Source organism: Enterococcus sp. GC34 (assembly GCF_040886645.1).
Lineage (GTDB): Bacteria > Bacillota > Bacilli > Lactobacillales > Enterococcaceae > Enterococcus > Enterococcus faecalis.
Genome location: NZ_JBFOEF010000001.1, coordinates 258,423 through 282,303, shown reverse-complemented (window position 1 = coordinate 282,303; position 23,881 = coordinate 258,423). Strand labels below are relative to the sequence as shown.

At 36.4% G+C, this 23,881-nt stretch carries 20 protein-coding genes; 16 read left to right on the top strand and 4 right to left on the bottom strand.

Annotated features, from left to right (window positions below; translation table 11 throughout):
• Positions 1 to 36 precede the first annotated feature (36 nt).
• From pflB to AB3I72_RS01285, 4 genes are all read left to right on the top strand, one after another.
• Positions 37 to 2,283, top strand: coding sequence for a formate C-acetyltransferase (pflB, locus tag AB3I72_RS01300; protein ID WP_002357529.1), 2,247 nt, complete (start codon positions 37 to 39; stop codon positions 2,281 to 2,283).
• A 76-nt stretch (positions 2,284 to 2,359) separates the two neighbouring features.
• Positions 2,360 to 3,124: a pyruvate formate-lyase-activating protein gene (pflA, locus tag AB3I72_RS01295; protein ID WP_002357530.1), complete on the top strand. Its 765-nt coding sequence runs from the start codon at positions 2,360 to 2,362 to the stop codon at positions 3,122 to 3,124.
• 94 nt (positions 3,125 to 3,218) lie between these two features.
• Positions 3,219 to 4,145, top strand: a complete 927-nt coding sequence (locus tag AB3I72_RS01290) for a manganese-dependent inorganic pyrophosphatase (protein ID WP_002360265.1) — start codon at positions 3,219 to 3,221, stop codon at positions 4,143 to 4,145.
• 71 nt (positions 4,146 to 4,216) lie between these two features.
• A complete protein-coding gene (locus AB3I72_RS01285; RefSeq protein WP_010707570.1) occupies positions 4,217 to 5,101 on the top strand; it encodes a DUF1803 domain-containing protein in 885 nt (294 codons plus the stop codon).
• A 58-nt stretch (positions 5,102 to 5,159) separates the two neighbouring features.
• On the opposite strand, the gene AB3I72_RS01280 is transcribed toward AB3I72_RS01285, so the two are convergent.
• Entirely contained in the window at positions 5,160 to 5,711 is a 552-nt protein-coding gene (locus AB3I72_RS01280; protein WP_002361848.1) for a DUF2179 domain-containing protein, read from the bottom strand.
• Between the two features lie 180 nt (positions 5,712 to 5,891).
• Here AB3I72_RS01280 and cls point away from each other — a divergent pair, with 180 nt between their 5' ends.
• The gene (gene cls, locus AB3I72_RS01275; protein WP_002371124.1) at positions 5,892 to 7,352 is read left to right on the top strand and encodes a cardiolipin synthase; all 1,461 of its coding nucleotides are present in this window, start codon (positions 5,892 to 5,894) and stop codon (positions 7,350 to 7,352) included.
• Between the two features lie 92 nt (positions 7,353 to 7,444).
• Here cls and AB3I72_RS01270 read toward each other — a convergent pair whose 3' ends face one another.
• Entirely contained in the window at positions 7,445 to 8,110 is a 666-nt protein-coding gene (locus AB3I72_RS01270; protein WP_368023435.1) for a cyclic nucleotide-binding domain-containing protein, read from the bottom strand.
• A 196-nt stretch (positions 8,111 to 8,306) separates the two neighbouring features.
• Here AB3I72_RS01270 and AB3I72_RS01265 point away from each other — a divergent pair, with 196 nt between their 5' ends.
• From AB3I72_RS01265 to AB3I72_RS01230, 8 genes are all read left to right on the top strand, one after another.
• Complete coding sequence (locus AB3I72_RS01265) at positions 8,307 to 9,230, top strand: phosphate/phosphite/phosphonate ABC transporter substrate-binding protein (RefSeq protein WP_368023434.1); 924 nt, start codon at positions 8,307 to 8,309, stop codon at positions 9,228 to 9,230.
• Between the two features lie 33 nt (positions 9,231 to 9,263).
• Positions 9,264 to 10,037, top strand: coding sequence for a phosphonate ABC transporter ATP-binding protein (gene phnC / locus AB3I72_RS01260; RefSeq protein ID WP_010713386.1), 774 nt, complete (start codon positions 9,264 to 9,266; stop codon positions 10,035 to 10,037).
• Positions 10,034 to 10,813 carry a phosphonate ABC transporter, permease protein PhnE gene (gene phnE, locus AB3I72_RS01255; RefSeq protein ID WP_010713387.1) on the top strand — a complete coding sequence of 260 codons (780 nt, stop codon included), beginning with the start codon at positions 10,034 to 10,036 and terminating at the stop codon, positions 10,811 to 10,813. The genes phnC and phnE overlap by 4 nt, the downstream gene beginning before the upstream one ends.
• Positions 10,810 to 11,592, top strand: coding sequence for an ABC transporter permease (locus AB3I72_RS01250; protein ID WP_010713388.1), 783 nt, complete (start codon positions 10,810 to 10,812; stop codon positions 11,590 to 11,592). Before phnE ends, AB3I72_RS01250 begins: the two co-directional genes overlap by 4 nt.
• 1 nt (position 11,593) lies before the next feature.
• Positions 11,594 to 12,412, top strand: a complete 819-nt coding sequence (locus AB3I72_RS01245) for a metallophosphoesterase (protein WP_368023433.1) — start codon at positions 11,594 to 11,596, stop codon at positions 12,410 to 12,412.
• A gap of 338 nt (positions 12,413 to 12,750) precedes the next feature.
• Entirely contained in the window at positions 12,751 to 14,631 is a 1,881-nt protein-coding gene (locus tag AB3I72_RS01240) for a beta-glucoside-specific PTS transporter subunit IIABC (protein WP_368023432.1), read from the top strand.
• Positions 14,631 to 16,040, top strand: coding sequence for a glycoside hydrolase family 1 protein (locus tag AB3I72_RS01235; RefSeq protein WP_010822830.1), 1,410 nt, complete (start codon positions 14,631 to 14,633; stop codon positions 16,038 to 16,040). Before AB3I72_RS01240 ends, AB3I72_RS01235 begins: the two co-directional genes overlap by 1 nt.
• Positions 16,041 to 16,148: 108 nt before the next feature.
• A complete protein-coding gene (locus AB3I72_RS01230) occupies positions 16,149 to 16,310 on the top strand; it encodes a hypothetical protein (protein ID WP_002361843.1) in 162 nt (53 codons plus the stop codon).
• A gap of 59 nt (positions 16,311 to 16,369) precedes the next feature.
• Here the strand turns inward: AB3I72_RS01230 and AB3I72_RS01225 are convergent, their stop codons facing one another.
• The gene (locus tag AB3I72_RS01225; protein WP_033624974.1) at positions 16,370 to 17,350 is read right to left on the bottom strand and encodes a LacI family DNA-binding transcriptional regulator; all 981 of its coding nucleotides are present in this window, start codon (positions 17,348 to 17,350) and stop codon (positions 16,370 to 16,372) included.
• An 18-nt stretch (positions 17,351 to 17,368) separates the two neighbouring features.
• The gene (locus tag AB3I72_RS01220) at positions 17,369 to 18,829 is read right to left on the bottom strand and encodes a sucrose-6-phosphate hydrolase (RefSeq protein WP_368023508.1); all 1,461 of its coding nucleotides are present in this window, start codon (positions 18,827 to 18,829) and stop codon (positions 17,369 to 17,371) included.
• Positions 18,830 to 19,071: 242 nt separating this feature from the next.
• Here AB3I72_RS01220 and AB3I72_RS01215 point away from each other — a divergent pair, with 242 nt between their 5' ends.
• From AB3I72_RS01215 to AB3I72_RS01205, 3 genes are all read left to right on the top strand, one after another.
• Positions 19,072 to 20,745 (top strand): alpha-glucosidase, encoded by a 1,674-nt coding sequence (locus AB3I72_RS01215; protein WP_368023431.1) that lies wholly within the window; start codon positions 19,072 to 19,074, stop codon positions 20,743 to 20,745.
• Between the two features lie 16 nt (positions 20,746 to 20,761).
• The gene (locus AB3I72_RS01210) at positions 20,762 to 22,690 is read left to right on the top strand and encodes a sucrose-specific PTS transporter subunit IIBC (protein WP_368023430.1); all 1,929 of its coding nucleotides are present in this window, start codon (positions 20,762 to 20,764) and stop codon (positions 22,688 to 22,690) included.
• A 272-nt stretch (positions 22,691 to 22,962) separates the two neighbouring features.
• Positions 22,963 to 23,844: a helix-turn-helix domain-containing protein gene (locus AB3I72_RS01205; protein WP_002394463.1), complete on the top strand. Its 882-nt coding sequence runs from the start codon at positions 22,963 to 22,965 to the stop codon at positions 23,842 to 23,844.
• Positions 23,845 to 23,881: the final 37 nt, after the last annotated feature.

Below are 23,881 nucleotides of genomic sequence, written 5' to 3'. Positions count from 1 at the left end.
AATCAAGTAGCAGTTAACTAAGGAGGCAAACACTTCATGAAACAATGGGAAGGCTTTAAAGGCGACAAATGGAGAACAAGCGTTGACACTCGTGATTTTATTCAAAACAACTACACAGAGTACAAAGGCGACGACAGTTTCTTAGAACCAATCGCTCCGAGCACTGACAAATTATGGACAAAACTACAAGAATTATTTGAAATCCAACATGAAAAAAATGGCGTTTATGACATGGATAGCGATATCCCAGCAACTATTACGTCACATGAACCTGGTTACTTAATCAAAGAAGAAGAAAAAATTGTCGGTTTACAAACAGATGTACCATTAAAACAAGCATTTATGCCATTCGGTGGTATTAAAATGGCGAACAATGCCTTAGTTTCAAATGGTTATGAAACTGACGAAGAAATGACAAAAATCTTCACAGAATACAGAAAAACACATAACCAAGGTGTTTTTGATGCCTACACAGCTGAAATGCGTTTAGCACGTAAAAACAAAATCATTACTGGTCTTCCAGATGCTTATGGCCGTGGCCGTATTATCGGTGACTATCGTCGTATCGCATTATATGGTATCGACTACTTAATGGAACAAAAGAAAAAAGATCATGATAACACTGGTAACAAAGAAATGACAGACGATGTTATTCGCTTACGTGAAGAAATTTCTGAACAATACCGTGCGTTAAATGACTTAAAACAAATGGCTGCTTCTTATGGTTTCGATATTTCTCGTCCTGCTGCAAATGCGCAAGAAGCAATCCAATGGTTATACTTTGGTTACCTAGGTGCCATTAAATCTCAAAATGGTGCGGCAATGTCAATTGGTCGTATCTCAGCATTCTTAGACATCTATATCCAACGTGACTTAGAAGCTGGTTTAATCACTGAATTTGAAGCACAAGAAATGATTGACCATTTAATCATGAAATTACGTATGGTTAAATTTGCACGGACACCAGAATACAACCAATTATTCTCTGGTTATCCAATTTGGGCAACATTATCTATTGCTGGTATGGGTATTGACGGTCGTTCATTAGTTACCAAAAATGACTTCCGTATCTTACACACCTTAACAAACATGGGACCATCTCCAGAACCGAACTTAACTGTATTGTATTCTTCTCACTTACCAGAAGGCTTCAGAACATATGCAGCTAAAATCGCGAAAGAAAGCTCATCTATCCAATTTGAAAACGATGACTTATTACGTGAAAACTGGGGTTCTGACGACTGCGCAATCGCATGTTGTGTTTCTGCAACAGTTATGGGTAAAGATATGCAATTCTTCGGCGCTCGTGCGAACTTAGCGAAAGCTGTTCTTTATGCAATTAACGGCGGGGTCGACGAAAAAACTAAAATGCAAGTAGCACCAAAATATCGTCCAATGACTGGTGACAAATTAGATTACCATGAATTCATGGAACGCTATAAAGACATCTTAGACTGGTTAGCTGAATTGTATGTTAACACATTAAACATTATTCATTACATGCATGATAAATATGCATATGAAGCACCACAATTAGCTTTAATGGATACTGATTTACAACGGACATTCGCAACTGGTATTGCCGGAATCTCTCATGCGACTGATAGTATCATGGCAATTAAACACGGTGAAGTAGAAGTAATCCGTGACGAAGATGGTATGGCAATTGATTATGTACCAACAAAAGAATTCCCAACATACGGAAACGATAACGAAGAAGCCGATGCAATGGCTAACTGGATTTTAGATTACTTTATGACACAAATTAAACGTCAACACACATACCGTAACTCTAAACCAACGACTTCATTATTAACAATCACTTCAAACGTTGTTTATGGTAAAGCAACAGGGAACACGCCTGACGGACGTCGGGCCGGCAAACCTCTTGCACCAGGTGCGAACCCAAGTTATCAAGACGGTAAATTCTTAGGTGAGAAAAATGGCTTGTTAGCTTCATTAAACTCAACAGCTCGTTTAGAATATACAATCGCTTTAGATGGTATTTCTAATACACAAACCATCAACCCTAATGGTTTAGGTAAAGACGACGACACAAGAATTAACAACTTACGTAACGTATTAGATGGCTACTTCGATAAAGGTGGTTACCACTTAAACGTAAACGTATTTACAAACGAATTATTATTAGATGCACAAGCACATCCAGAAAAATATCCAAACTTAACTATCCGTGTATCTGGATATGCCGTGAAATTCCGTGACTTAACTCCTGAACAACAAGCAGACGTTATTTCAAGAACTTCACACGACAGACTATAAAAAACATTTACATTATTTAACTGAAAGGGTGACATTTAACGTGTCATCCTTTTCGTTTGAAAGAAGAGGGATCATTATGACAACACCAGTTACAGGTAGAATTCATTCAACAGAAAATTTTGGTACCGTTGATGGCCCAGGTGTCCGTTTTATTGTATTTACACAAGGGTGTCGCATGAGATGTCAATTCTGTCATAATCCAGATACTTGGAAAATTGGTTCCGGTGGTCGTGTGGTGACGACTGACGAAGTATTAGAGGAAGCATTACGTTTTCGCTCTTATTGGGGCGAAAAGGGTGGTATCACTGTCAGTGGTGGTGAGCCGCTATTGCAAATGGACTTTTTGATCGATTTATTTAAAAAAGCCAAAGCACAAGGCATTCATACAACCTTAGATACGTGTGGCAAGCCTTTTACTCGGGAAGAACCCTTCATTAGTCAATTTGATGAATTGATGAAGTACACAGATTTACTCTTATTCGACATCAAACATATTGATAACGAGCAGCATAAACTGTTAACAACGCAATCAAATGATAATATTTTAGAGATGGCTACCTATTTATCTGAAATTGACAAACCTGTTTGGATTCGCCACGTATTGGTGCCTCAACGTAGTGATTACGACGAATATTTAATCCGTCTGGATGCCTTCATAAAAACATTAAACAATGTAGATAAAGTTGAAGTGCTTCCTTACCATACGATGGGCAAGTACAAATGGGAAGAACTAGGTATTCCTTATCCATTAGAAGGAATTGAACCTCCTAAAAATGATCGTGTTGAAAATGCGAAAAAACTACTACATGTCGAGGACTATCAAGGTTATCTAGCACGTTAACAAACGAAAAAATAGAAAAGAAGACAATTTTTTGTTGTTTCTTTTCTATTTTTTGTTATCATTAAGAGTGAATCAAAACCAAGGAGTGTGTATTATGTCAAAAATTTTAGTTTTTGGACACCAAAATCCTGATACAGATGCTATCGGAGCAGCAATTAGTTTTGCTTACTTACAAAAAGAATTAGGAAAAGAGACAGAAGCTGTCGCTTTAGGAACACCAAGTGAAGAAACTCAATATGCCTTAGATTACTTCAATATTGAAGCACCACGTGTTGTCACTGAAGCAGCTAGCGAAACAAACCAAGTCATGTTAGTGGATCATAACGAATTCCAACAAAGCATTTCAGATATCGCTGAAGTAAACATTTTAGCAGTAGTGGATCATCACCGGATTGCCAACTTCGAAACAGCAGATCCATTGTATTATCGTGCAGAACCAGTAGGGTGTACCAGTACAATCATCTATAAAATGTTTAAAGAAAATAACGTGACAATTCCAGCTCAAATTGCTGGTATGATGGTCTCAGCGATTATTTCTGATACATTATTATTTAAATCACCAACTTGCACACAAGAAGACATCGATGCAGCGCACGCCCTAGCTGATATTGCTGAAATTAATTTAGAAGGCTATGGTCTTGACTTATTAAAAGCAGGAACAAATTTAAGCGATAAATCAGCTGAAGTTCTTTTAGATTTAGATGCTAAGAGCTTCCCAATGAACGGCAAAACAGTTCGCGTTGCCCAAGTAAATACCGTCGATTTAGCAGAAGTTTTAGATCGTCAAGCTGAATTAGAAGCAGCTATGGCCGCAGAAAATGCAGCCAATAATTATGACTTGTTTGTCTTAATTATTACGAATATCCTAGACAGTGATTCTGAATTATTAGCGATTGGTGCGGAACAAGCCAAAATTGAAGCAGCATTCAATGTAACATTAGTTAACAATCGTGCGTTCTTACCAGGCGTTGTTTCTCGTAAAAAACAAGTAGTACCACAATTAACAGAAGTCTTTAACTAAAACCGTAAGCGCCTAAGCAACGCGATAAATTCCTTGTTGCTTAGGCGCTTCAATAGTAAAGGGGCGTTAACATGAATGATTTAGCAATTTACTATCATTCTCCGCAACAAACGAAACAATACAATCATTTGCTCAACCAATCACTTTTTTTCCCTCTTGTTACTTTTATGTATGAACATCGGGAAGAAAGAATCATTTTAAGACAATTAAAAGCGGCCTTTGCAACAGAAGGCAAGTTAGAACAATTTTTATCAGAAATGATTGATTGTCAGTTAATCATTCGGGAAAATCGTCAATATCGTTTGAATTTTCCTATTTATACGGCAGCTGAAGTTGCGAGTTTGACCTTGGCTGAAGACGAACTTCCTAAGTTTAAAGGAACTGTAACAGAGCAATTATTTTGGCTAGCTGAATCTTTTTGGCCACAAGTGTTTCCAGAAGAGGAAGACTATTTTTTTGGCGTGAGCGGTGGCCCCTCATTCTATCAAAAACAAAGATTGGCCTCGGCACAACTATCTATAATTACGCTTGAAAAAGAAAAGACAGAGGTTCCAACAATGCCTCGTTATTTTGATTACTTGGGCAAAGAGCAATCCTTGCCAGAAGCCTTCAGTGCTTTATATGACTTGCTAGGAGACGTAAATCCTGAATACTATCTTTCACAAGCGAGAAGAGTTATTAAACAAGCTCTGCGAGGCCGCAAAGTCAGTACTGTGCCTAATATTTTTCAAGAAAGTTTGCACTTGACCCAAGTGATTACGATTGACCAGGACCACTTAAAACTCCTTTTACCAGTAGCAACGGAACAAGCCGAGCCTTTAGAAGCACAGTCGGATATTCTAGCATTTTATTATGAAAAAATTGCTAACCGATCGGCCATCGAACGCTTAGTTTTTATGCAACAACTGATTGAGCAACTAGGTACGAACTCTCTAAGTTATCTTAGAATAAATTAAAGTTACGATAATTTTATTATGTAAACTAAAAATCGATAACAAGAAATGACGCCGCTTCTTAGTGAGAAATGGCGTCATTTCTTTTGCGAACTTTTTTCGTCCAAAAACCACCGGAAATGAACTTAGGCTCATAGGAAATGATAAATGCTCTCGGCTCTAATTGATTGATTAATTTGTACAATGTACGTTCGTTTTTTCTTGGGGAAAGAATTTCTAAAACCATTCGTTCTCCTTCGCGTCCGTAGGCGACACTTTGCGTAACACCATAGCCGTGTTCACGAAGTGTTTCTGGTAAATGAAATTGTTCAGTAGTAGAAGGGAGGATAACCGATACCATAATATAACCCAAGGCCAAATAGTCTTCGATTTTAATTCCTACACTAATGCCAACAGCGTAACCAAGCGCATAAACAAGTAAATTTAAAGGATTGTCTAACCGATTCAGAACCATACTTAGCCCTAAGACATAAATTGTTATTTCAGCCATACTAACCAGCGGTGCAATAACCCGATAACCTTTCATCGTTAACATAAAACGAATAGTATTTAAGGTAATATACGCAAAATTAATGATAAAAATCATAGCTAACATTTTCAAATCAACGACCATAAAATAAGTACCTCTTTTCAAAATCTTTACATCTAGCCCTCATTATAGTACAGAAAAACTGAGAATCAAAGGCGAAACACTTATAGAAATGAATTCTTTTTTGAATACTCGCTCATATTATTCGCCTAATTTAACTGTTATTTGATATAATCTTAGTATGAAGTAAGAAGGAGGTAAGCGATGAAAATTTTTGTTTGGATTTTGTTATTTTTATTAGTAATTAACGTTATTGCTGCCTTAATTACTGTTTTTAGAAAACCTCGTAGTATTTCCAGCGTTTTAGCATGGATGATGACGTTGATTTTCTTGCCTGGTATTGGTTTTATTATTTACTTATTCTGTGGGCGAGGTATCGATGGACAAGAAGTTTTTAAATTGTCTGATGATGAAAAACAAATGGTTCAACGAATTAAAGAAAAAGTGGACGTTGATAACAAAAAAGCAGGGCGCGATAAACGTTATGATTTACTTTATGATGCGAAAGTTTTAAATCGTTATTTCCGGAATATGGACGCATCACCGTTGGCCAAAAGAAATAGTTTGCAATTATTCACAGATGGCCAAGAAAAATTCCAAGCATTATTTGAAGATATTCGTGCAGCGAAAGAAACCGTTCATGTGGAGTATTATGCGTTTTTTAATGACACAATTGGTAATCAATTTTTAGATGTATTAATCGAAAAGTTGCATGAAGGCGTGGAAGTTTACTTAATTTACGATCCTTGGGGTTCACCCGGCGCAAATAAAAAGTTTTTTGCTCGTTACGTTGACGCTGGAGGAAAAGTAGCTCCCTTTATTACTTCTCGCGATATGATCCGTAAAACACGTCTAAATTATCACTTGCATCGAAAAATTGTTGTCATCGATGGGAAAATTGGTTGGACCGGCGGGTTCAATGTTGGGGATCAATATTTGAATGTCACCGAAAAATTTGGTTACTGGCGAGATACCCATATTCGTTTGGTCGGGACGGCCGTATTTTCATTGCAAGAGATATTTATCATGGATTGGAATGCTTCAGTCAAATATCCTGAAGAACGTATGACGTATCATGAAAAATATTTTAAATTACCAGAAGATCATGAAGTGGAGCATTTGTCCTTACAAGTTGTTTCAGATGGTCCTGATTCAGAAGAAGAAATTTTGAAAAGCGGGTTTGTTCGGATGATTTTCTCTGCAGAAAAGAGTGTCTGGATTCAAACACCGTATTTAATCCCTGATGATAGTATGATTAATGCGTTGTTAGTGGCGGTTCGTTCAGGTGTCGACGTGCGAATTATGATTCCTTGTATGCCTGACCATCCCTTTATTTACCGCGCGACACAATATTACGCAAATTACTTACACAAACGTGGCATTAAAATTTATATTTATGATAGTGGGTTTATTCATGCAAAAACAATGGTGATTGATGATGAATTAGCTATGGTTGGCACAACAAACCAAGATATTCGCAGTTATTCATTGAATTTTGAGGTAAGTACGTTTATTTACAATCCCGACATTGCGTGGATGTTAGCGCAAGTCTTTGAAGAAGATATAGAAAAAAGTGTCTTACTAACCGACGAGATAATTAAAAAACAAGGGTACTGGCTACGCTTCAAGCAAAACTTTTCACGCTTGTTGTCACCAGTCTTGTAAAAAATATCTTTTAAACAGCTGTACGCTAGTCAAAGAATGATTAACTAATAAAAAACTAAGAAATTAGATTTTTATCTAATTTCTTAGTTTTTTTATCGTTTCATTTTTGCTATATCTATCAATTTTTCTGGATTAAGGATGAGGTACTCTTGTTGCTCTTTTTGAATGAGGCCCTCTTTTTTAAATTGTGTAATGAGGCGTGTTAAATGACGATAACTAACGTTTAATGTAGTTGCACAAGTGGTTAGTTTACAATTGAAATAACTATTCTTTTGATGTGCTAAAATATATTTTGCTAAGCGAACATCAACAGGCTCTATCAAAGAGGAAGCCAGAAGTGCACCAGAGTTAAGTCGCTCACTTAAGGTAAGACAAATCGTTTGTAAAAAAAGTAAATCATTCTGTAACGCTGTGCGGTGTTCATCTAACGGAATACATAAACAAAGACACGCAGTATTAGCCAAAACATTACTTTTGGGTGATTTTTTCCATAAAGAAGAAGCTTCTCCTAAAAGCGCAATTGGGTGAGTATAGCTGATGCAAACTTTCTGTTCTTCTAATGTAGGCGTATAAATCATAACATTTCCTTCCAAAAGAAAGTATAAATGGTTAGAGGGTTGATCGAGTTCAATTAAATGTTCGGATTTTCCAAATGTTACTAAGTGGCCAATTTCTGCTAATGGTGTATCCATGTAACTCTGCAATTGATATAAATCAATATATTCTTGTAATTTCTGTCTATTTTTCAAATATTTCATAAAAATTGTCAGCACCTTTATTTATTGTTAGCTTCATTATAAAATATTTCCAAATAAAAAACGAATATTTTTTTGTTTTTTTTGTTAATTGTATGTAAAAAATGTGTAAATAAGGACTTGTGTCTCTATTTAATACTTTAAAAATTTGCTATGATTTCCTTTGTAAACGAAACATTTATTTTTAGGAGGAGAAAAAATGCGTTTAAAAAAAGTGACATCAATTGTTTTGGGAAGTTTACTTATTCTAGGGTTAAGCGGTTGTGGCATGAGTCAAGCAAAGAAAAAAGAAGTAACATCAGATAAATTAGTTGTTCAATTTGTGCCTACGAATAATGATGGCAGTATGGAAGCGAAGACAAAACCTTTTGCAGAATATTTGTCAAAAAAATTAGATCGTGAAGTGGAAGTAACCTTAGCAACAGATTACTCGACGATTTCTGAAGCAATGGATTCTGGAAAAGTAGATTTAGGAATCATGCCACCTGCAGCCTACGTACGTGCAAAAGATATGCACACGGCGCAAGCGATTTTAACTTCACAGTTGAAAGATTATGATCAAAAAACAGGGAAGCCTTTAGACAATGTTTTAGCGACAACCTTTAAAGGTGAAGTTTTAGTCCGTAATGATAGTAATTTAAAAGAATTAAAAGATTTAAAAAATAAAAAAATCGCAACATTGAATCCTAATTCTGCAAGCGGCTATATTTATCCTGTCGCTGAGTTAAAAGATTTAGGAATTGATCCCGTACAAGAAGCTACTTTAACGACGGTAAATGATATTCCCAGCGAAATTACTGCCGTTTTAAACGGCCAAATGGATGCAGCCTTTGTTTTTGAAGGAGCGCGAAATGTTTTTAATGCAGCCTTTCCAGATAAAGATTTAACCAAAGAATTACGTGTCCTTTATTTAACAAAAGGTGATATTCCTAACGATGCAATTGCAGTCAATCCAAAAATGTCAACTGATCTGAAAGAAAAGATCAAAGAAACCTTTTTAGAGATGAAAAATGACCCTGAAGGAAAAGAAGCTATGAATTTATGGGGGCATTTAGGTTATGAAGAAGCAGCAGATGATGCATATAATACAATCCGTGCATATACAGAAAAAGCAGCAGAATAATCACTAAGACTAATCAATTAAAGGAGTATCAAAATGATTGTTTTTACTAATGTATCTAAAACCTATCCAAACGGGGTAAAAGGATTACAAAATGTTAACTTGACAATTAAGGAAGGCGAAATTGTGGCCATTATTGGTTTGAGCGGTGCTGGGAAAAGCACCTTTTTGAAATCGATTAATCGGCTAGTGGAAATAACGGAAGGTGAAATTCATATAAACAATCAGTCAATTACTCAGGCTAAGAAAAAAAAGCTGCGCTTGATTCGCCGACAAATTGGTCTTATTTCACAAAATTTTAATTTGGTAAAACGCAGCTCTGTACAAAAAAATGTTCTCTCTGGGCGTTTGGGTTATTACTCTACTTGGAGAAGTATCTTTGGCTTATTTACTAAGGAAGACTATCAAAAAACAACGGCAGCTTTAAATGCTGTCGGACTTGTGGATAAACTGCATACACGTAGTGATGAATTAAGTGGCGGACAGCAACAACGTGTCTCTATTGCACGTGCATTGGTTCAACAGGCGCCGATTATCTTGGCAGATGAACCCGTAGCCTCATTGGACCCTATCATGACAAAAAAAGTGATGAACGATTTACAAACGATTAATCAGACACTAGGGAAAACGATCGTTATAAATTTACATTCTGTTTCTTTAGCACGGGAGTATGCCACAAGAATTATTGCTTTAAAAAGTGGTGAAGTTGTTTTTGATGGGATTCCAGAACAATTGACTGATACTCGTTTAGAAGAAATTTACGGAATGGCAATCTTTGAAGAAGTGGAAATGGCGGAGAACAACGTATGAAGATAAAAGATACTATCCATTTTCTATGGTATAAAAAACTATTTATATTGTTTATTATATTTATTTGTATAGAAAGTAGTATTGCTGTTACTGGTGCGGATTTTACTGAAATTCTTACTAATTTCAGCCAAATGGGGCGCTTTTTGCAGCAATTTTTCCCACCAGACTTTTCATTTTTACCTAAAATTATTACGCCTTTAATCAAAACATTGGAAATCTCTTTTTTAGGCACGATACTAGGATTCCTTTTAGCAGTTCCTTTTAGCTTTTTAGCCTCAAATGTTGTCACAAAAAACAGAATAGGGTTGTTAATATTAAGATTTTTTCTAAGTTTGATTCGGACAATTCCGACACTTTTACTTGCGGCATTAATGGTGGCAATTTTTGGTATTGGTGAAGCAACAGGTGTCCTGACAATTACCATCTTTACTTTTGGTATGTTATCACAATTAATGTTTCAGGCAATTGAAACAATTGATTTAGGGCCAATTGAAGCTACCGAAGCAACAGGAGCCACTCAATTACAAATTGCTGTATGGTCTATTTTCCCGCAAGTAGCCAGTCAATTTTTTGGGTATGCTTTTTACGCCTTTGAAGTAAATGTTCGTGCATCCACAGTATTGGGTTATGTAGGTGCTGGGGGCATTGGGATTATTTTAAACACCTCCCTTTCTTTAGCTAAATATGATCGCGTGGGTATCATCATTCTAGTCATATTGGTAATGGAAATAGTTGTTGATTGGTTGAGTGCATATGTTAGGAGAACGTTATTATGATCATAACAGAAATAAGTAAAAAGAAAATAGTATCAACAGTAGTACTAATTTTACTATTTTTCATTACACTTACACGAATCGATTATACAGGACTTCAAACATTTTCTTTAAAAATGGCGATAGATGTATTTATTGGATTGGGGCATCCAGATTGGTCCTTTGTCTACGATGGGAGTGGGGAAGATTTAGTAAGTTTACTTGTTTTAACGGTTGCAATTGCTTGTTTGGGTACTTCTTTTGCAACTGTATTAGCAATACCAGTAACTTTACTTAGTGCCGTTAATTTGTGGCCATCTATACCTTTTTTAACAAAGATTGGCAAGCTTGGTAGCCATATTTTACGCGCTTTTCCAGAATTAATTTTAGCAATTATTTTTGTAAAAGTCTTGGGGCCCGGCCCATTTGCTGGAGTAATGGCAATTGGTGTTCACCAAATTGGGATGTTGAGTAAGTTGTTCACAGAAGAATTAGAAAGTATGGATGAAAAATTGATCGAAAGTATGGATGCTGTGGGGGCAAATTTTTGGCAAAAGTTATTTTATGTGCGAATCCCTTCTTTACTACCTATTTATAGCTCTCTGATATTAAATCATGTTGAAATTGCGATTCGAAGTGCAGCTACTTTAGGCTTAGTAGGTGCTGGGGGCATTGGAGCACCATTAATTTTTGCGATCCAAACAAGAAATTGGAGTAAAGTGAGTATTCTATTAATAGGTGTTGTATTGACAATTTTTGTTTTAGATCAAGTAACAGAATTAATTAGAAAGAAATTGAGATAATATGGATATTTTACATTTATCAGATATTCATTTTCGTAGAAATTATGAAAAAGCAAAAGATGGTTATAAAGGAATGTTAACCAAAATGGAAAATCCGTTGATTCGCTTAGAGTCCTCTTTAACCAGTCTATTAAAAATAAAAAAAATTGATTTAGTAATTATCAGTGGTGATCTCACAGAAGACGGTGAGCCAGAAGACTACGCTTTTTTAAAAGAAAAGTTACAAACTATCTTACAGGGAATTCCGATGATTGTGACATTAGGAAATCATGATATAAAGAAAAACTTTCGAATTGGTTGGCTTAATCAAATAGGAAGTGAACAACCATATAACGTTGTACAAACTTATCCAGAATTTCACATTATTAGTCTAGATAATTCAGAATATGACAATCCTGATGGCCATATGAATAAGGAACAAAAAGATTGGTTGCAAACAACTTTAAAAAAATTGTCAGATAAGCCTATCCTGTTAGTCATGCATCATCATTTGTTAAGGGAACAAAGTAGTATGCCGACATTGCCAGAAGCAGAGGAAACCATTCAATTATTAAAAGGTTCTGATATTTTAGGTGTATTAACTGGCCATACACATCATCCGTATTTACACCACATAAACGGGATTCCCTATTATACGGTAGCTGGCATGTCTTTTGTTGGCGAAGATGAAGGTCAGGGGATTGTAAGGTTTGAAGAAAATTATGGCTATAACCTGTATTCTATTGACAAAGGTCGGTTTATCCATTTCCAAGTAAATTATTATAGAACAGACAAATTATTAGCTAAATTAAACATGCAGATAGATAGCTCTATTTTATAATTACACAATAACATACCATAGTGACTGGTCATCAAAAATCAGTTTGCTATGGTATTTGCTATGTGGGAAAAGCTTAAAATAGCGTGTAGTGCACGACAATTTCATCTTCATCTGCTTATCTTAGGTTCGTACACCTAATTCATTGATAATCCCTCTAAATAATGGTAAATTAAAAATAAATTCAATCAGCTATTCTATCGTGAGAAACATAGTTATTACGTAGATCAGATCAAAGGGACATTCACGACGAGCAAATATTGAGTGTGTTTGCTGAAACGTGCATGTGTGATTTGGTCTTTTTTATTGAGCTGTTATTTTATAGATAAGGAGTGGTCACCATGGACTACCAAGCAATAGCAAAAGAAATTTTGAAAGACGTAGGTGGCAAAGACAATATCGTGGATGTCACACATTGTTATACACGATTGCGTTTCGTATTGAGAGACACGAAACAAGCGAACAAAGAAGCCTTACTACAAACAGAAGGTGTCATTTCTGTTGTTGAAAGTGGCGGGCAGTATCAAGTGGTTTTAGGCAATAAAGTCGCGCATGTCTATAATGCTCTAGAACCTTTGTTGGCTCAGCAACTTACGACCAAAACATCCACAAAAGAAAAAAATTCATTAGGTAATCGAATTTTAAATACTGTTGCCGCGATTTTCACACCTGTCGTACCAGCAATTGCCGCTTCAGGCATGTTAAAAGGAATTCTAGCCATCGCTGTGATGGTCGCAAACAATTTTTACCAGGTCGATTTAAAACCTTTGAATACGTATATTATTTTAAGCGCCGCTTCCGATGCACTTTTTTATTTTATGCCAGTTATTTTAGGTTATTCAGCTGCTAAAGTTTTCAAAACAAACGAATATATCGCCATGGTAATTGGTGCCACCTTATGTTATCCAACCATCGTTTCATTAATGACTGAAGAATCAGCGGTTACCTTGTTTGGATTACATGTGACCAAAGCCAATTACGTTTCCACAGTAATTCCTATTATTCTTGCAATTTTTATGTTAGCTTATGTGCAACGCTTTTTAGAAAAAGTGATTCCAGAAGTTCTAAAAATTATTATGGTTCCTACGCTATCATTACTTTTAATGATTCCAGCCACTTTATTATTATTTGGACCGATAGGGATTTATTTAGGTGACGGCGTGAATTGGTTGTATTATTATATAATGAATTTTAGTCCCATCTTGTTAGGCGGTTTTATCGGCGGAATTTGGTGTGTCTTAGTCATTTTTGGGGCTCACCGTGGGCTTGTACCAATTGGGATTAATGATGTCGCTCGAACAGGGCGGCAAAATTTGCTAGCGTTTGCTGGTGCAGCGAACTTTTCTCAAGCGGGCGCCGCATTTGGCGTGTTTGTCCGCACAAAAAATAAAGGCTTGAAAGCCGTTGCTGCCTCTGCAACAGTGACTGCATTATTTGGTATCACAGAACCAGCCATTTATGGTGCAAACTTGCGGCTAAAAAAACCGATGATTTATGCGGTGGCTAGCGGAGCAGCAGGTGGGGCCTTAATGGGCTGGGGCGGCTCCTATGGGACAGCCTTCGCTAACCAAGGACTCTTGACCATCCCAGTTTATGCAGAAGCAGGAACCAAAGCCTTTATTTGTTATTTATTAGGTTGTGGTATTGCTTTTTTTGGTGCATTTCTATTAACGATTTTTCTAGGCTTTAATGATTTACCGCTTGACGATTCACGTCAAGAACCCGTCTTAAAGACCGAGGCAACGACAGTCAAAGAAAAGCAACGGATTCAAGCACCTCTTCAAGGACAACTCGTATCTTTAGACCAAATCAACGATGAAGTCTTTGCTTCCCAACAAATGGGAAAAACGCTAGCTATTTATCCGACAGAGGAACAAATTGTTTCTCCAGGAAATGGGCAGGTGACGGCTTTATATCCAACTCATCATGCAATTGGCTTAAAGTTAGACAATGGTGCTGAAATCCTCCTTCACATTGGAATCAATACCGTCGAATTAAAAGGGCAGGGATTTGAAACGTTCGTAAAAGTAGGAGAAAGGGTCAAACTAGGACAAAAACTGCTCTCTTTTGATAAACAAATCATCCAAGCTGCTGGTTATGATCCAACCGTCTTAGTCATCGTAACAAATACTGCGGAAATGGCTATAATTGAGACAACCAAACAAACAGAGATTACACCACAAACAAATTTATTTTTCATGCAAGTAAAGGAGCAAAACTAATGGTTAAACAATTTAAGAACGATTTTTTATGGGGAGCTTCTTCCTCCGCTTTTCAAATTGAGGGCGCTTGGAATGAGGACGGCAAAGGCCTAACAGTCGCTGATTACAATTCTTTTAAAAAGTCAGCTGTACAAGCAGATACGAAAGTCGCTAGCGATTTTTACCATCGTTTCAAAGAGGATATTGCGTTAATGAAAGAATTAGGCTTAAAAACCTATCGTTTTTCTCTTTCATGGGCACGAATCATTCCAACAGGTGATGGCGAAATCAATCAAGCTGGCATCGATTTTTATAATGCCGTCATTGATACACTTTTAGAAAACGATATTTTGCCGTTTGTCACACTTTATCATTTTGATTTACCTTTTGCATTGGTGGAAAAATACAATGGTTGGGCGGATCGTCGCTGCGTTTCCGCATTTCAACGCTATGCGCAAGTCTGTTATCAAGCGTTTGGTGATCGAGTCAAAAATTGGCAAGTTACAAACGAACAAAACTTAATGATTCGTGTCGATGAACGAATGAATATGTACGATGTTGCACCAGAAAATGCTGAAAAAATTCGTGCACAAATGGATTACCATATGTTTGTTGCCCATGCGCTAGCGACGAATGATTGTCACCAATTGGTCGCTGGGGGAAAAGTCGGTCCCTCTGTTTCCTCAACGATGACTTATCCTAGTTCCAATAAGCCTGAAGATGTTTGGGCGGCTCGTATGAATGATAACTTTAAAACGAATTACGCTCTAGAAATGTATTGTTTTGGCGAATACCCAGGTTACTATCAAGAGTATTTGACCAAATGCGGCATTTATCCCGAAACACAGCCAGAAGATCAAGCAATTTTGAAAGCCGCTAAACCAGATTTTATCGCTCTTAATTATTATCGGACGTTAGTCGCTAGCTATTTACCGACAGATGAGCAACACCCATTGGGTACGAAAGAAAAGGACATTGATTTTGATCTATACGGTTATTTTAAAATCGAAAAAAATCAACATTTAAAAACCTCTAAGTATGGTGCCCAAATTGATCCAACTGGTCTACGTTTAGTTTTAAATGATTATTATCGTCAATACCGTTTGCCATTAATCATTACAGAAAACGGTTTAGGCACACCCGATCACCTAACAGAGGACGGAAAAGTTCATGATGACTATCGAATTGCGTATTTGCATGATCATATTGCTGCTTGTCATGCGGCTATTTCTGACGGTGTTGAGTTGTTTGGCTATTGCCCTTGGTCGGTCATGGATATTTTAAGTTCTCATCAAGGATTCAAAAAACGCTACGGTTTTATTTACGTCAATCGTGAAGACCATGAGTTAAAAGATTTACGACGCATTAAAAAAGATAGTTTTTATTGGTACCAATCAGTGATTAAAAATAATGGGTTACCAGAAGAATAGTGCCCAAAAAGGATCATCCATTGCATAAGCGGGTGATCCTTTTGTTTTCAAGTTCTGTCATTCCGTGTTAGACTTAAGTTAGCAAACCCATTAAAGGTGGTGAGAGAGATGAATAATTACGATTTATGGAAATGGGCTGCCGGGAAACGAACCGAAAAAGATAAAAATGAAACCTATAGCGCCAAAAATTGGTGGTATGTTTTACTAATGCTCGGTGTATTTGTAGGGATCATGTTGTTGTATTATTTAATCTCTGTGCTTTGGAATTAAGGGAAAATGGGCAAATGAGGAATTAAGAATAAAAAAAGACACCTTTTCAGGTGTCTTTTTTAACAGGATTCAGACAATGATAGCTGAATCGGAATAGGATAATTTTCCTCGAGCGCAACATCAGGATCCTTCATTCTACGAATCAGTAAGTCAATCATAACGTCACACATCTCGTCGATTGGCTGCACAATGGTTGATAGTTGTGGGGCAATTCTTTTGATTAATTTTGTCCCATCATAACCAATTACTTTTAATTCTTCAGGAATGGCTATCTTCAATTTTTGAGCAATATTCATAACTGTAATTGCTGTCAAATCATCGGTACAAAAGATGCCGTCTACAGTTTTATTTTGAAGCAAACGTTCGATTTCTAGATTTTTTAATGTTGTTGAGGTTCCATTATCAATTTGTAGAATCGTTTTTTCTGCGCCATATTTTTCCATCGTTTGTTTATAACCAGCCAATCGATAATCGCTAGGTGCGCCTGTGTTATTAGCACCAGTAATAATTGCAATCTTTTGTGCACCACTTGCAAATAAGGCTTCAGTGGCTTTTTGGCCGCCTTGAAAGTTTTGCGAAGAGACAATTGGAATGCCAGGTGCCAAGAAACGGTCAAAGGAAACAATAGGTAGTGAAACATTTTCATATTCGTTAATAGCTAAGTTATGGCTACCAGTGATTACACCGTCCACTTTATTTGCAGCGAGCATTCGTAAATAGGCGCGCTCTTTTTCTGGATCTTTTTCACTATCACATAAAATCACTTTATATCCTTGAACAAAGAGCTTTCTTTCCAGTGTTTCAATTAATTCACCAAAAAATGGATGACTAACAGAAGGGAAGACTAAACCAATCAGCTGCGTACTTTTTCCTTGGAGGCTTCTGGCTAATCCATTAGGTTGATAATTTAATTCTTCCATCGCTTGATGAACTTTATCAATTGTTTTTTGACTAAGATAACCATAATTATTAATCACGCGGCTTACCGTTGTCGGGCTCACCCCAGCAAGCTTTGCTACATCCGTTAATTTAACCACCATCAAAATTCACCATCATTCCTAATTATTCGTATTTTCCAGCTCATAAAAACAAGCTTTTGCCGTCTTGGATAGATGAAGATACTGTTGCGCTTTATCTGGAAAGAAGCGACCAGTCATCGTTTTTTCACCTTTATTTACATAGATTTCTGCAACAGAGCAATCAACAAAAATAGTTAACTGAACTGACTTATTTTTCCTAATTTTAGTTTCACGAATTGTGCCATACTTTTCAGCAAAAGGTTGGCCAGCAAATGTTCGATCAAGGGTTATTTTACCATGAATCGTATCAATTGTAATTAAAAGTCCTTTTGAACCCGTTTCGTTCGCTAAAAGCCGAATAAAAGCAATCTCATTTTGGGGAATATCCACTTCTAATTCAAAAGAAGCAGTAGATAAAAAATGGCAGCCATTTGATAAAGTAGTGGCGGATTGACGAAGCATTTCTGTTTCAGAAACTGGATATTGAAATAGTTTCCCGTTGTGAATTGTGAGTTCTTTAACCAGACTTAAGCCATTTGCCCAACCCTCCACATCACTTGGGTAAGTGATTTCTGGCAACCCAATCCAACTGACCGCAAGTGCACGACCATCTGGCGCATTAAAGGCTTGAGTGGCGTAGACATCAAACCCTTCATCTAAATTTTCAAAAGGTCCAGCCTGAACTAAAGAAAGATTCTCCAAATCAAACGTTTCAGCCAATGTGTACATATTCGGATAGATATTCTGATAACTTTTTACAGATGGAGATAGACCTTGTGGGCAAAATAATAAGACAGGCTGGCCATCAATAAATACCAAATTGGGGCATTCAACCATGTAGCCTAATTCTTGGTCGGTGAACGTCAATTCGCCAAGTTGATGAAAATTGTGTACGTTTCGATCTTTAGAAAAATAGACCACAATTTTTCCTTGTCCATTTAAATCACTAGCACCAATTAATAAAACAAGTCCTTCTTGATAAGGAAATACCATCGGATCACGAAAATGGGAAGAATAATTGGGGTCAATTGGTAGGAATGGTGTTGATTCCTTTGTGATCGCACCTAAAGAATTCAGCCATGCAATATTTTGATATGCAAATCGTTGCCAAGTTTGATCACGAACATTTCCTGTATAAAATAAACATAGTTGGTTATCTATTGGTAAAGCTGAGCCTGAATAGACGCCATGAGAATCATATTCAGAGTCGGGAGAAAGGGCAATTCCTTCATACTCCCAGTGAATTAAGTCGGAGGAAGTTAAGTGGGCCCAACTTTTTAGTCCATGAACACTCCCGAAAGGAAACGCTTGATAAAATAAATGCCACTGGTTATTGAAATACGAAAAACCGTTGGGATCATTTAGTAGTCCTGTCTGTGGTTGAATATGATACTTAAAACGCCAACTAGATTGCGCGATAATAGAAGTTAGATTTTCGAGGTGAGCAGATGTCCAAGAAGAATAAGGCGCATAACGTAATTCATCAGTCCATTGGTTCATGATGCTTGACATAAGTAATGTCTCCTTTATTAGAAAATAGTAGTTAGTCTAATAGTATAAACAAATTAGAAAAAAGTCAAACGTATAACATATATAAATCTATTTAAATAAAAAGAATATTATAATTTACATTTATTTATGATAAACGTTTGACATATTACGCAAAAACGAGTATCATACAAAATGTAAAAACGGTTACAGAAAAAATTAACAGGACTAGTTTAAGAGTGAGGAGAACCAGAATGAACAGAAATTGGTGGCAAAAAGAAGTGGCCTATCAAATTTATCCACGTAGCTTTTCGGATAGTAATAATGACGGAATTGGTGATTTACAAGGCATTATTCAAAAACTGGATTACTTAGAAAATTTAGGAATTACGCTGATTTGGCTGAGTCCAATGTACCCGTCGCCAATGGCTGACAATGGATATGATATTTCAGACTATTATGGTATTTCTAGCGATTTTGGTACAATGGCAGACTTCGATGAACTCATTGAAGAAGCAAAAAAACGAAACATAAAAGTTATTTTAGATTTGGTGGTAAACCATACATCTGATGAACATGCTTGGTTTCAAGATGTTTTAAAAAATCCTCAAAGTCGTTTTCGAGACTTTTATATTATAAAAGAAGGACGAGAAGCACCTACAAATTGGCGTTCTAACTTCGGTGGTAGTGTTTGGGAAAAATTACCTGGGGAAGATGCCTACTACTTTCATGCCTTTCATAAAAAACAGCCGGATTTAAATTGGGAAAATCCTGAACTACGCAAAGAAATCTATCAAATGATTCGTTTTTGGTTAAACAAAGGAATTGCTGGTTTTCGTGTAGATGCGATTAATTTTATTAAGAAAGATTTGACTTGGACAAACTTACCTGCTGATGGGGCAGATCAATTAGCCAAAGTAACAAAAGCTAGTAGAAACATGCTAGGAATGAGTGACTTTCTGAACGAATTAAAAGAAAAAGCTTTTGCTGGCTTTGATATTGTCACAGTTGCCGAAGCGGCCGGCGTCAATTATCCAAATTTATCAGAATTTATTGGAGAAACAGGGTATTTCGACATGATTTTTGACTTCAAATGGGCTGATTTGGATGTGAAATCAGGAAGCGAATGGTTTTATAGAATCGATTGGTCTTGGAATGATTTACGCACATTAATTTTCAAACAGCAAGAAGCCATGCAAGAGGCTGGTTGGAGTGCAAATTTTATTGAAAATCATGATCAACCTCGAGCGACAACGAAATATTTAAAAGAACAGGCTCAACAGCCAAATGCGGTTAAAACATTCGGCGCCATGTATTTCTTTTTAAGGGGCACGCCTTTTATTTACCAAGGACAAGAATTAGGAATGACCAATTTTGAAAGGGGTTCGATTGATGAATTCGATGATATTTCTAGCATTGATCAATACTATCGAGCAATAAAAGAAGGATTTACGCCCAAAGAAGCCTTGTCACTTGTCAATTTACGTAGTCGAGACAATGCCCGCACGCCTTTTCCATGGAATGATTCTATGTATGGCGGTTTTTCAAGCGTCAAACCTTGGTTAGGAATGGTGGATAATTATAAAGAAATCAATGCCGAAGCAGAAATAAAAAATAGTCAAAGTATTTTTCATTTCTATAAGCGGATGATTGCATTTCGTCAAAAGAGTCCCTATACAGACATCTTACTTTATGGAACATTTGAGGGACTATCAAATCTTCCAGATAATGTTATTGCTTATAAACGCAAATTAAATGAAAAAACGATTTACGCCTGTTTTAATTTTGGTGAGGCGGTTGCAATCCCTCATTATTTAGTTAATGGCACAGTTATTTTTGATACACAGTCTGAAGAACGAGAGCAGTTAGTTCAGCAGGGAACATTATTAAAAAGCTATCAAGGACTATTGATTACTATAAATGAGTAGCTAGGAGGAGTATAACATGGCAGAAAATTATCAGCAGGCAGCCAAAGACATTATTCAATTAATCGGTATGGATAACATTATATCGGTCACCCATTGTCAAACGCGGTTACGTTTTATTTTGAAGAACCACGAACAAGTAGATGGTAAACAAATAGAAAAAATCGATCTAGTCAAAGGTGTCTTTTATAATGGCGGTCAATACCAAGTGATTTTAGGAACTGGTATTGTGACTAAAGTGTATGATGAAATAGAAAAACTTGGAATCAATGTTGTGTCAAAAGCAGAGCAAACAGCAATTTTAAAAAATAATGAAACGGGCATGCGCAAAACAATGCGCATTTTAAGTGAAATATTCATTCCAATTGTTCCAGTAATTGCAGCAACAGGATTGTTCCTAGGGTTAAAAGGTGTTATTTTTAACGACACTTTTTTACAATTATTCGGAGCAAGTGTAGCCAATATTCCTGAAAGCTTTCAACAAATTGTCTCTGTCATTACAGATACCGTCTTTGCCTTTTTGCCAGCTTTGATTGTTTGGTCTACCTTTAAAGCATTTAATGCGACACCTGTAATCGGGATTGTTATTGGTTTAATGATGGTATCCCCCATTTTACCAAACGCTTATGCAGTTGCAACACCAGATTCTGGCGTGAAAGCTATCATGGCTTTTGGTTTTATCCCAGTTGTCGGTGCACAAGGATCCGTTTTAAGTGCAATTGCTGCTGGTATAATTGGCGCAAAGATTGAACTTTTTTTCCGAAAAAAGATGCCGAATATTCTTGATCAAATTTTTACACCTTTTATGACTATGTTAATTACTTTTTTAATCATGATTCTCGGAATTGGCCCAATTTTGCATACCGTTGAGTTAGGCATGGTAGATGTTGTCCAATGGTTGATTGGGTTGCCCTTAGGACTAGGTGGTTTCGTGATTGGTGCCTCATATCCTTTAATGGTTTTGATTGGTATTCATCATACACTAACTATGGTAGAAACATCATTATTAGCAAATACAGGATTTAATGCATTGATTACAATATGTGCCATGTATGGGTTTGCCAACGTTGGCAGTTGTTTAGCCTTTGCGAAAAAAGCGCAAGATAGCAAAGTGAAGTCGACAGCCATTGGTTCTATGTTGTCTCAATTATTTGGAGTTAGTGAGCCTGTGTTATTTGGATTACTTATTCGTTGGAACTTAAAACCGCTGCTATGTGTCTTGTTTACATCAGGTTTAGGCGGAGCAATTTTAGCTATTTTTCATATTCAATCAAATTCTTATGGATTAGCCGTTATTCCTTCTTTCTTAATGTATATCTATAGTGCACATCAATTAGTGATCTATTTATTAGTCGCACTTTTATCTGTCGGTGTATGTTATGCATTAACCAGTTTATTTGCAATTCCACAAGAGGTTTTAATTTCAGATAAAGTAATCGAAGAGGAAGAACGCGAAGTCTTTGAAATGCAACATAACACCTTAGATGAACAACTTTTTTCTCCGGTAACTGGTTACGCCATGAATCTTACTGCTGTTAATGACCCGGTATTTTCAAGCGAGATGATGGGCAAAGGTTTAGCAATCATGCCAACAGCGAACAAGGTTTACGCGCCTGCAGATGGTTTATTAAACTTGGTTGCAGAAACTGGGCACGCTTATGGTATCCAAACGGACGCAGGAGCTGAAGTATTAATTCATATAGGAATTGATACCGTCACATTGGGGCAGGAGGTCTTTCAGACACAAGTAACCCAAGGTCACCGTGTTAAAAAAGGAGATCTTTTAGGAACGTTCGATCGAAAAGCCATTAAAGAAGCTGGGCTTGACTCAACTGTCATGGTTATCATTACAAATACTTCAAGTTATTTAAGTGTAGAGCCAATGATGTCAGATCATAATGAAATTACGCCGGAACAAATCATTTTAAATCTAAATACACCTAACTAAACAAAAGAACAGCAAGAAGTAGTTATCACTTCTTGCTGTTCTTTTTCTTAATAAAAAACCAATGATTTTCGGTTGTATTTGTCTATCCGTTTGTAGTATGATTGAGTCAGTTTTAAAGGAAACATGCCAAGTATGGAAGACCATACTTGACACGCATTGACTAATTAAACATGGGGAACGTTGCCATAAGTTGATGTTCCAGTCAATAATGCAAGTAAATCAAACATAGCATGTACCTCCTTTAATTGATAATCAAAGTATAACATTTTTTAATGAATTTACATAATAATACAAGTGGAGGTCTGTTCGTGAAGGTAGCAGGAGACAAAATAAAACAAGCGAGAAAACTTAAAAAAATCACACAATCAGAGCTGGCTAACGGCATCTGTACGCAAGCAACAATTAGTAATATTGAAAACCGTAATCTATGTGACAGTTTAGATATTTTCTCATCTATTTGCCTCCGATTAGATTTAGAAGTAGAAGAATGCATGATGATTTCTGAAGAAAAGAAAATTGAAAATCTACTAAACAAAGTCGAGGATTTATCTTTACGGTTATTTCACTTAGAGGCCTACAATTTATTACAAGAAGTGCCTGAAGGTCTTATCTTATCTAATAATGAACTAACGACTAAATTGTTATATTATAAGGGAATTACTTGTTTATTAGGAAAAAAAGATAAAGCAGAGGCCTTGTTTTACCTATACCGGGGCGCGGAAATTGACCGTAAAGTCAATATTTACAACATTTTAAGCCTGAATGCGCTAGGTACGCTATATGAACTGGAAAAAGATATGAGAAAAGCGCAAGTGTATTACGAAAAATCATTACAAGAATTGGAACAATTTAAATTAGAATGTTCCTTGGAGCGCTGTAGAATTTATTATAATTCTGCTAAATTCTACTCGGAAATAAAAGATTACCAAAAAAGTGTCATTTTAAGCGAAAAAGGGATTCAGATTTGTCGTGACAAACACTCCATTTATTTGCTAGATTATCTTTTATATGAAAAAGCCTTTAACAAACAAATGCTCGGGGAAGACACAGCCGATGACTATCGTCAAGCCTATTATTTTACACAATTTTTTGGCAATACAGAAGTCCTACAATATATTGAGAAAGATATGAAAGCTTTTAATATTTCCTATTAATTTAATCAAAAAGCCGATAAAAGCTGAAAACCCAGTT

What these genes read in the sequence shown, in the direction of transcription:
- pflB (WP_002357529.1), top strand. Translation starts at nt 37, where the DNA reads ATGAAACAATGGGAAGGCTTTAAAGGCGACAAATGGAGAACAAGCGTT.
- pflA (WP_002357530.1), top strand. Translation starts at nt 2,360, where the DNA reads ATGACAACACCAGTTACAGGTAGAATTCATTCAACAGAAAATTTTGGT.
- AB3I72_RS01290 (WP_002360265.1), top strand. Translation starts at nt 3,219, where the DNA reads ATGTCAAAAATTTTAGTTTTTGGACACCAAAATCCTGATACAGATGCT.
- AB3I72_RS01285 (WP_010707570.1), top strand. Translation starts at nt 4,217, where the DNA reads ATGAATGATTTAGCAATTTACTATCATTCTCCGCAACAAACGAAACAA.
- AB3I72_RS01280 (WP_002361848.1), bottom strand. Translation starts at nt 5,711, where the DNA reads ATGGTCGTTGATTTGAAAATGTTAGCTATGATTTTTATCATTAATTTT.
- cls (WP_002371124.1), top strand. Translation starts at nt 5,892, where the DNA reads ATGAAAATTTTTGTTTGGATTTTGTTATTTTTATTAGTAATTAACGTT.
- AB3I72_RS01270 (WP_368023435.1), bottom strand. Translation starts at nt 8,110, where the DNA reads ATGAAATATTTGAAAAATAGACAGAAATTACAAGAATATATTGATTTA.
- AB3I72_RS01265 (WP_368023434.1), top strand. Translation starts at nt 8,307, where the DNA reads ATGCGTTTAAAAAAAGTGACATCAATTGTTTTGGGAAGTTTACTTATT.
- phnC (WP_010713386.1), top strand. Translation starts at nt 9,264, where the DNA reads ATGATTGTTTTTACTAATGTATCTAAAACCTATCCAAACGGGGTAAAA.
- phnE (WP_010713387.1), top strand. Translation starts at nt 10,034, where the DNA reads ATGAAGATAAAAGATACTATCCATTTTCTATGGTATAAAAAACTATTT.
- AB3I72_RS01250 (WP_010713388.1), top strand. Translation starts at nt 10,810, where the DNA reads ATGATCATAACAGAAATAAGTAAAAAGAAAATAGTATCAACAGTAGTA.
- AB3I72_RS01245 (WP_368023433.1), top strand. Translation starts at nt 11,594, where the DNA reads ATGGATATTTTACATTTATCAGATATTCATTTTCGTAGAAATTATGAA.
- AB3I72_RS01240 (WP_368023432.1), top strand. Translation starts at nt 12,751, where the DNA reads ATGGACTACCAAGCAATAGCAAAAGAAATTTTGAAAGACGTAGGTGGC.
- AB3I72_RS01235 (WP_010822830.1), top strand. Translation starts at nt 14,631, where the DNA reads ATGGTTAAACAATTTAAGAACGATTTTTTATGGGGAGCTTCTTCCTCC.
- AB3I72_RS01230 (WP_002361843.1), top strand. Translation starts at nt 16,149, where the DNA reads ATGAATAATTACGATTTATGGAAATGGGCTGCCGGGAAACGAACCGAA.
- AB3I72_RS01225 (WP_033624974.1), bottom strand. Translation starts at nt 17,350, where the DNA reads ATGGTGGTTAAATTAACGGATGTAGCAAAGCTTGCTGGGGTGAGCCCG.
- AB3I72_RS01220 (WP_368023508.1), bottom strand. Translation starts at nt 18,829, where the DNA reads ATGAACCAATGGACTGATGAATTACGTTATGCGCCTTATTCTTCTTGG.
- AB3I72_RS01215 (WP_368023431.1), top strand. Translation starts at nt 19,072, where the DNA reads ATGAACAGAAATTGGTGGCAAAAAGAAGTGGCCTATCAAATTTATCCA.
- AB3I72_RS01210 (WP_368023430.1), top strand. Translation starts at nt 20,762, where the DNA reads ATGGCAGAAAATTATCAGCAGGCAGCCAAAGACATTATTCAATTAATC.
- AB3I72_RS01205 (WP_002394463.1), top strand. Translation starts at nt 22,963, where the DNA reads ATGAATTTACATAATAATACAAGTGGAGGTCTGTTCGTGAAGGTAGCA.